The following is a 7218-nucleotide window of genomic DNA, read 5'->3' as shown; positions in this document are numbered from 1 at the left end:
GCAGCGCGGTTCGGGGCACTTCAGCCATGGAGGGAAAAATGCGCAGAGTGTTGAATGCAGGCATTCCGTGCGCTCTTATCGTTGCGGCGGCCAGCGCGGCTTCTGCGCTTCGTCGCCGGCCTTGACGGCGGAGAATGGACGGGCGGGCAATGCCAGAGGACTTTGCTGGAGGAGCGATATGACCTGTCGGATGACCCTGGTAATTCCGGTGATGCGCGGGTCACCGCCGACGGCCGCCTTCTCGGGATCAACACTGCCATCATCGCGCCTGCCGGTGGCAGTGTCGGTATCGACTTGGCGGTGCCGATTGCAATGGCGTCGGCCGTGATGAAGCAACCCATTGAGCACGGCGAGGTGCGCCGAGTCGGCATTCAGGACCTGGCGTCCGATCTCGCCGAAGCGCTCGGCACCGCCGCCAAGTGCGGAGTCTACGTCCCAAGCGCGTGCCAGCATAGAACCTGGAACGCGCCGAATAGGCAAGCTGTCGGGCGAAGTCGCCTGATGACTTTGGCGGGCTGACCTCGGAAGGAAAGGCGACATGCTACGTCCTGGCGTGCTGCAGCCGCTCGCAAGGCGGGGTTTGCTCGTTTTTGCTCGCCCGGCACTCGAAACAACTTGCCTTCGGGCATTCTCACCCTGGAACAAAGAGGGTCCTGCCTTGTTGGGTCGGTAGCATAGTCGTGCACCAGCCACAGTCGTGCACCACCAAACAAGGATAAAGCCCATGAAAGTTCGACGCCTTCTTGGCGGCTTAGTTACCGCCACTGCTATCGCCTTTGCCCTACCCTCGTTGGCCGCGGACAGCGCACAGGATTTCGTCGACAAAGCTGCTGTCGGTGGAAGGTTCGAAGTCGAATCGAGCCTGAGTGTTCTGAGCAAGCTTGACGACCAGCAGGTCAAGCAATTCGCGCAGAAAATGATCGACGATCATGGTGCGGCTAACGCCAAGCTGGAGAGCGTCGCTGGCGACCAGAAGCTCAAGGTTCCCACGCAAATGGACGCTAAGCACAAGACAGATCTGGAGAAGCTTCAGTCCGCCAAGGCGCCGGTTAATGAGCCCTATGTCGAGATGCAACGCACAGCACATGCCGACGCCGTCAAACTGTTCGAAAGCTATTCACGCGACGGAGACAATGCGGCCCTCAAGTCGTTCGCGAAAGACACGGTGCCCACGCTTAAGGCGCATCAGCAAATGGTAGAAGACATTGCATCTAAAATGGCTGCCGGGCCTTCCAGTACGAGTTCGACCACACCCGCGGTGAATACAACCGATACCCCGAACACCGGGGCGCTGGTTCCCGGTGCCAACAGCTTCACGGAAGATCAGGCCAGGAGCCGCATCCAAGATGCCGGCTATTCTGATGTATCTGACCTTAAAAAAGACGACCAAGGCATCTGGCGCGGTCAGGCCATGAAGAACGGAAAGAGCACCGCGGTAGGTTTGGATTATCAAGGCAACATCGTTGTCAGCACCAACTGAACAGACACTCAGGAGTTCACCATGAAAACGGTAACGGGTTTATTTGACGATTATGATGAAGCAGCCGACGCGGTGGGTGAATTGGAAGCAATGGGCATTCCAAACTCCGACATCAGCATCGTCGCCAACAATGCAACGGGTTGGTACGACGGTGATCGCTCGGAAGCTGCAGAAGATGCGACGGCTGGCGCGGGAATTGGCGCAGTCATCGGGGGCGCAGGAGGATTGCTCACAGGGTTAGGCATCATGGCCATTCCGGGCGTCGGGCCAGTAGTTGCCGCCGGATGGCTGGCGGCTACCGCAGCGGGGGCAGTTGCCGGTGCCGCTGTAGGGGGAGCAACGGGCGGAATTATCGGCGCAATGACAGATGCTGGCGTACCTGAAGCGGATGCCCATGTTTATGCAGAAGGCGTCCGTCGTGGCGGCGCTCTTGTAACGGCCAAGGTCGAGGATCAGCTTGTTCCAGATGCTGAACGGATCCTTGAACAGTCCAGGTCGATCGATCTCGCCGAACGCCGCAGTGAATACGAGGCTGGCGGGTGGACCGGCTTTGATCCCTATGCGGAGCCATACCCAGCAGAAGACATTGAGCGTAGTCGCATCCGCAATGTAGATCGACCTTAGTCGAGGAACTGAGGTCCGAGGCCGTAGCAGTTCCGCGGGAACTGTTACGGCTTGTGGTTGTTTGCCTTCGCCAATTGTTTGGGCTCTTTCGGGGTTCAATCGGCGGCGGATCCAGGGTGTTTACAACCGGGTCGGTGGCTCGTCCGCGCTCCTTGCCGGCGTGTCGATCGGAGCGTTAGGATCGCGCCGGACAGGCTCTTTTCGCCGCTCCTCTCTTTCTGAGTTTCTTTCATTCATGCTCCTCTTGAGCTAGCTGGCTCCTCCCGGTGTTCAACAACGAACGCGATCCGGACCTTTCGTTCGAGCAGATTTACACCCCGCTGCCACCGTGACCCAACGGGAGTACCTCGTCCCGCTCTCATTTGATCAACGCTGCCTGTGTATTCAGCGACCACTTCGCCGAAGCTGTTGCGCTGGATGGCCACCTTTTGTCAGGCCTTCGACCTTGTCGTTGAGCTTGACCAGATGCTCGACAAACCCGCCCTGGGACAGGTGAGGAAAGCACGTTGAGAAGATCGCGATTGGCTAGGGGGTGGATTACAGGACGCATGTTCTGGCGCAACCGCAACTTCCAGAGTGTCGCCGGCTATGTCCGCTTCAGGCGATGGCAAAGCTGACCTTAACGGCCTAACGCGGCGCATTAGCGCAGCCAATTCCAGCTCTCTAGCGAACGATCAGTTCGGCGCGCCCGCTTCGGAATTCGTGCTTGGTAAGAAATGAAACGATCGCTGCAGCGATTTTGCCGCCGCCCTGTTCCGAAGGCTCGATGGCGCTGGCAAAGTCGGCCTCCTCGTCGCAGATAATGCGAAGGTCGATCACTGGAACGCCCCGCCCAGCGGCTGCTCGTGTAATGCAGTCATTGAGGACCGACAGGGCCGTTACCGCAATGCGCCTCTCTTCAGGGTTCGGATACCGGACGTCGTAGATCGTACAAACGGCGGTGGGCAGCTTGACAGCCAGAACGGCATCCAGCGTCGACCGATACTCCAGGCAAAACTGCTCTCTTATTTCGGCCAGTCTTAGCAGGGCGTCGGCGACGGACCGCGACGGAGCGTCCAGAACAGAGGAAACGCCGAGCGCGTCGTTACCTCCCATGCTGACCACCAGATGAGTGGCGTCAGCCGGCAGACTGTCCAGCTGCTGGCGCACCCCTGCCATGACGCTGCCGTCGACCGCGAGCAGGTCGGCCGACCACCCGATCGGAAGCTGACGCACCAAATGGGCCAGTACATCTGCTCCGCCGGTCACATAGGCGCGATTGTCAAAAACTGAATCGCCAAGAAGCACAATTTTATTCGTCATACCCGCATCCTCGGCGAGAATGGATTGTATGGGCGCGAATGCCGGTCCCGCCGCGCGGCCAGCAGGAAGCTCCTCCGCGATATCGGGGACTTCACCAGACTTGCGTCTCCATGGGGCTCTCGCTCGCCAAGTAGTTAGCGGCGAGGCCGTGGACGGCAACACTGTCCGAATAAACGCCAGGCGCCCCCAAACGATTGGTTGCCATGTCGCATTCAGCGCCATTGCTGGGAGCATCCCGGCTGCGGCAAGAATGCCGGAAGGGCTTTCCGTAAGCCGCGGCAGCCATCCCACTGGTTCTGTTTCGAGCACCGTGCCGAAGGCGAGTTTTTTCTGTAGACGGCAATTGTCCGCCTATGTCACCGTTTCGCCGTGTCAGAATCCCGCTCGTCGCGTCTGAGGAACTCGGTGGTGACCGTGCCGAGTCTGTTTTCCAGCCAATCAGCCATCGCCTCTTCTTCGCGCAGGTTCTCTTTGCACGCGCTTTGGGTTTCGGAATCGCCGATCTCGCCGGCTGCGGCAATGAGCATCTTATAGCTGGCGATTTCCATATGCTCGAACGTGTAGCTGGCCAGCGATCCTTTCATCACCTCGTCGCCTGCAAAAATGCCGCTGATGTTCTGTCCGAATGCGATTAGCTTACCGCCGGCATCCTTCAGCGTCGAAGATCCGTCGCCAATCCGGTCGAGGCATTGTTCGAGACGTTTTGCCTGTTGTCTCGTTTCTTCGAGATGCGAATCTCGGGATAGTTTCCAGACGCTCGATTTGGCCGCTCAAAATGGTCTCGGCCTGTTCTTCCATGGCGTGAGCGTCGCGCAGCCACTGCACCAGACGTTCCTTGGGCTCTGTCATGTCCGTCTCCGTTGGTCAGCATAGTTTTACTGCCATCGCAACATCGCCGCAGACCGTTAGTTCCGTCGAGTGGATCGTGCCAAACACGATGATGAGCGCGCAATGATCCGGGCCGGCCGGCCGTTCTAGATGCGTGATAGTCGACTGCAGGAAAAGCCTTAAAGCTTCGGCCTTAGATCGCGGCGCAAGAGACGCGCTTCTCTCAGGATCGAGGCACGATCGACGCCGATGAGCGATGCAATGTCGCGTATCTGCTGCTCAGTAGCACCGGATTCCCGCGCAAGTGAGCGTACAAAGTCGTCTGTCGGGCGGACCCGCCCTGCTTCTTCTGCCATCAGACAATTGCCTTACGTTTGGGGCAGGATTCCGATGGTCGCTCCCAAGCGTCAGCGCCCATTGTGCGTGGCTGGCGATCTCACATTGTACCGACTTGCATAGATGTTAGCCAGCTGGAAGCGTCTTCGCAGCCGTGAATGTATTGCGGGAGCGGAAATGAGATATCGGACCAACAACGAAGGCACGGGATATCGAGGCAAGGACCACGACCAGCCAATCAAGCCCGAGGCGGAGCATTTCGAACACTGCCCTATATGCGGGCAGGATTTCGACATGCGCGATCTCGGCCAGGTGCTTCACCATGCGGGGGCGGAGCACCAACCGGTTCCGGTAGACCAGTAGACCGGCCTATTCGTCGCTGAAACCCAGCAGTGATGCGTGGCGTATGTGGCTGTGATCGCCTCGGAGATGCTTGATGCGCAGCTTCATACCGGGCGTGTCGACCTCTTATCCGCATCAGCAGCGTGGAACATCTGCGGCGAATGCACGTTCGGCAGGTAACGCCCATGGAGGTAACCAAGTCCTTGTGTCCAGCTTTCTCCTCGGATGTGCTCATCCGCAAGCTGCGTCGCGTCGCTGACATCAGCGATGATGACGCCGCAGCCTTAGGAGGCCTCACGATTCAGGAGAAGGATGTTCCGGCTAACAGGGAAATCGCCTTAGAAGGCGATCGACCAACCAACTCATTTGTCGTCTTGGACGGCGTGGCATGCTCATACAAGCACACTGGTGCGGGAAAGCGGCAGATCACCAGCTTCTTTGTCGCAGGCGATCTCCCGGATCTGCACGGCATCCATCTGGCAGTTATGGATTGCAGCTTCTCGAGCATGACACCAGGCAAATTGGGCTAATCCGCCACAGCGCTCTTCGCTCGATTTGCGAACAGCGCCCGCGTGTTGCAACCGCGTTCTGGCGATCGACCCTGATTGACGCTGCGATCTACCGGGAATGGGTCACCAACGTCGGGAGACGGGACGCCTACGCTCGCACGGCACACATGTTATGCGAACTCATTGTGCGGTTGCGGTTTGCAGGACGCATTGAGGACCACGTCGCGGATCTACCGATCACCCAGGCAGCACTGGGTGATGCGGTGGGTTTGTCCGCGGTTCACGTGAACCGCACGCTTCAGGCGCTACGAGGTGACGGGCTGATCGCCACGCCAGGTACAAAGTTGCGTGCTCTCGATTGGCCGGGTTTGGTTCAGGCAGGGGAATTCGATCCGACTTACCTCCACCTGAAGGACCCCGACGTGGCATTCTGATGACGGAAGCCGATATGCCAAGATATTTCTTTGATAGCGGCGATCACCAGCATCTCGTGGAAGACAACACGGGTCTGGAATGCGAGGGGATTGAGGCAGCGCGCAATGCAGCCGTCGAAGGATTGACTGAGCTGGCAAAGGACGAACTGAAAGGTCCCGATGGGCAGCAACTCATCATGGATATAAGGGACGAGAGTGGCAGAAAGGTTCTGAGGCTTAGCCTGTCCCTGGTGATCGAACCGCTTGAGGTAAATGCCGTCTCGCCGACATCCAACAAAGATGAACCTCGACGTCGCGCTTGAACCATGCGGAGCCGGAGCACCAGCCGCTGGTAGTTGTGCAGTGAACGAAGACCGGGCTTTTAGCCGACCTCGCGGATCTGGGCGATGCGGGCCTTACCGAGCGATACGAACAGGCGCTCTAGGCCTTCGTCCACTTCGGAAGCCAGGCCGAACCGCCGGTCGTGCTCAACGATCCTGTCCTGGATCGACATCAAGCGTTTCATACCGAGCGACAAGGCTCGTCAGGACTTCCTGATGGTGGGAAGTCATGTGCTTTTCTTTCCGCGCTACAATCGGGCATATAGTCGAAGGCGTTCGTAAAGAACTGCCTCGTCAAATTCGCCATCTGACAAAAGTTCCATTGCGATCACGCTCAGGCGCTCCGCCTGCTCGCTACCGACGGGAATACCTTCCTCAACGCGAACACGATCAAAGACCTGCTTCAACAGAGTCAGGTCACTAGGAAAGGCAATGCCACTCTTTGCAGTCTTAAGGCTGACCATATGTCTTTCCTCCCATTTGGGGTGGAAGCGCGGTGGTCGCTCACAGCCAGCGATGCCCGTTGTCTATCGCCGATGAGAACACATTACGCCGATCGGCGCGTAGCGTCTTGAAAATAGCGCCTGAAGGCTTCTGCCCGTCGGTTCCATGCTGCCCGGGAAACGACAACAATCCCCGTTGAAAGACAAGCAGTGCGACGGCGAGGCATGGGGAACCAGAACAACCGTAGGGCGTGATCCAAAAGCCTGGATCTGCAAAAGCGGCCATTTCGCTGAGCAGTTGCCCTCCTGCCGGCGAAACGCATGCGCCTGGTGTTCAGTGCGAACAATAAAGCCCGCGCCCCACGAGGAAAGGACGCGGGCCGATCGGTGCATCTCCGATCTGCAGCCCATCGTTGGGAGGGAACAAGATTGCTGCACTTCCCGAACATTCATCTCAAGCATGTGTTCCAGAGAAAGCGAAATATGCCTGGAAAAGTTTGCGCCATTGATCGCAACAAAACCCTCCCGCCGGCGTTCCGGTTCAATCCAAGTGCAAAAGGCTCACCATGGGCGAGGAAGAAAAGTCCGACCGCGACCGAA

10 protein-coding genes and 2 pseudogenes are annotated in these 7218 nt (G+C 58.3%); 8 read left to right on the top strand and 4 right to left on the bottom strand.

What is annotated here, in order from left to right:
- Nucleotides 1-180: 180 nt before the first annotated feature.
- From AC0L3O_RS35055 to AC0L3O_RS35045, 3 genes and pseudogenes are all read left to right on the top strand, one after another.
- A pseudogene (locus AC0L3O_RS35055) lies at nt 181-441 on the top strand (serine endoprotease DegQ); the annotation flags it as partial.
- Nucleotides 442-724: 283 nt separating this feature from the next.
- Nucleotides 725-1480: a DUF4142 domain-containing protein gene (locus tag AC0L3O_RS35050; RefSeq protein WP_473618104.1), complete on the top strand. Its 756-nt coding sequence runs from the start codon at nt 725-727 to the stop codon at nt 1478-1480.
- A gap of 21 nt (nt 1481-1501) precedes the next feature.
- On the top strand, nt 1502-2104 hold the full coding sequence (locus AC0L3O_RS35045) for a hypothetical protein (protein WP_473532945.1): 603 nt from the start codon (nt 1502-1504) through the stop codon (nt 2102-2104).
- A gap of 663 nt (nt 2105-2767) precedes the next feature.
- Here AC0L3O_RS35045 and AC0L3O_RS35040 read toward each other — a convergent pair.
- Entirely contained in the window at nt 2768-3628 is an 861-nt protein-coding gene (locus tag AC0L3O_RS35040; protein WP_473618103.1) for an SGNH/GDSL hydrolase family protein, read from the bottom strand.
- Nucleotides 3629-3762: 134 nt separating this feature from the next.
- A pseudogene (locus tag AC0L3O_RS35035) lies at nt 3763-4255 on the bottom strand (ferritin-like domain-containing protein).
- Nucleotides 4256-4747: 492 nt separating this feature from the next.
- Here AC0L3O_RS35035 and AC0L3O_RS35030 point away from each other — a divergent pair.
- From AC0L3O_RS35030 to AC0L3O_RS35015, 4 genes are all read left to right on the top strand, one after another.
- Nucleotides 4748-4933, top strand: coding sequence for a hypothetical protein (locus tag AC0L3O_RS35030; RefSeq protein WP_128248506.1), 186 nt, complete (start codon nt 4748-4750; stop codon nt 4931-4933).
- A gap of 164 nt (nt 4934-5097) precedes the next feature.
- Nucleotides 5098-5442, top strand: a complete 345-nt coding sequence (locus tag AC0L3O_RS35025; protein ID WP_473537204.1) for a hypothetical protein — start codon at nt 5098-5100, stop codon at nt 5440-5442.
- A complete protein-coding gene (locus AC0L3O_RS35020) occupies nt 5403-5855 on the top strand; it encodes a Crp/Fnr family transcriptional regulator (protein ID WP_473537206.1) in 453 nt (150 codons plus the stop codon). Before AC0L3O_RS35025 ends, AC0L3O_RS35020 begins: the two co-directional genes overlap by 40 nt.
- Nucleotides 5855-6157, top strand: a complete 303-nt coding sequence (locus AC0L3O_RS35015) for a DUF6894 family protein (RefSeq protein ID WP_287205146.1) — start codon at nt 5855-5857, stop codon at nt 6155-6157. The genes AC0L3O_RS35020 and AC0L3O_RS35015 overlap by 1 nt, the downstream gene beginning before the upstream one ends.
- 59 nt (nt 6158-6216) lie before the next feature.
- On the opposite strand, the gene AC0L3O_RS35010 is transcribed toward AC0L3O_RS35015, so the two are convergent.
- Together AC0L3O_RS35010 and AC0L3O_RS35005 are read right to left on the bottom strand one after the other, a co-directional pair.
- Nucleotides 6217-6348: a hypothetical protein gene (locus AC0L3O_RS35010; protein ID WP_473537207.1), complete on the bottom strand. Its 132-nt coding sequence runs from the start codon at nt 6346-6348 to the stop codon at nt 6217-6219.
- 75 nt (nt 6349-6423) lie between these two features.
- Nucleotides 6424-6639: a hypothetical protein gene (locus AC0L3O_RS35005; protein ID WP_473618101.1), complete on the bottom strand. Its 216-nt coding sequence runs from the start codon at nt 6637-6639 to the stop codon at nt 6424-6426.
- Between the two features lie 300 nt (nt 6640-6939).
- On the opposite strand from AC0L3O_RS35005, the gene AC0L3O_RS35000 reads away from it, so the two are divergent.
- A partial coding sequence (locus AC0L3O_RS35000; protein ID WP_473618100.1) for a hypothetical protein occupies nt 6940-7218 on the top strand: 279 nt, incomplete at its 3' end.

It is taken from the genome of Mesorhizobium sp. WSM4810, from assembly GCF_055811235.1.
This window is presented reverse-complemented; position numbering and strand designations above follow the sequence as displayed.

Bases quoted from the DNA above. Each gene is read 5' to 3' on its own strand.
- AC0L3O_RS35045 (WP_473532945.1), top strand. From the start codon at position 1,502: ATGAAAACGGTAACGGGTTTATTTGACGATTATGATGAAGCAGCCGAC.
- AC0L3O_RS35030 (WP_128248506.1), top strand. From the start codon at position 4,748: ATGAGATATCGGACCAACAACGAAGGCACGGGATATCGAGGCAAGGAC.
- AC0L3O_RS35015 (WP_287205146.1), top strand. From the start codon at position 5,855: ATGACGGAAGCCGATATGCCAAGATATTTCTTTGATAGCGGCGATCAC.
- AC0L3O_RS35025 (WP_473537204.1), top strand. From the start codon at position 5,098: ATGGAGGTAACCAAGTCCTTGTGTCCAGCTTTCTCCTCGGATGTGCTC.
- AC0L3O_RS35010 (WP_473537207.1), bottom strand. From the start codon at position 6,348: ATGTCGATCCAGGACAGGATCGTTGAGCACGACCGGCGGTTCGGCCTG.
- AC0L3O_RS35005 (WP_473618101.1), bottom strand. From the start codon at position 6,639: ATGGTCAGCCTTAAGACTGCAAAGAGTGGCATTGCCTTTCCTAGTGAC.
- AC0L3O_RS35040 (WP_473618103.1), bottom strand. From the start codon at position 3,628: ATGGCGCTGAATGCGACATGGCAACCAATCGTTTGGGGGCGCCTGGCG.
- AC0L3O_RS35050 (WP_473618104.1), top strand. From the start codon at position 725: ATGAAAGTTCGACGCCTTCTTGGCGGCTTAGTTACCGCCACTGCTATC.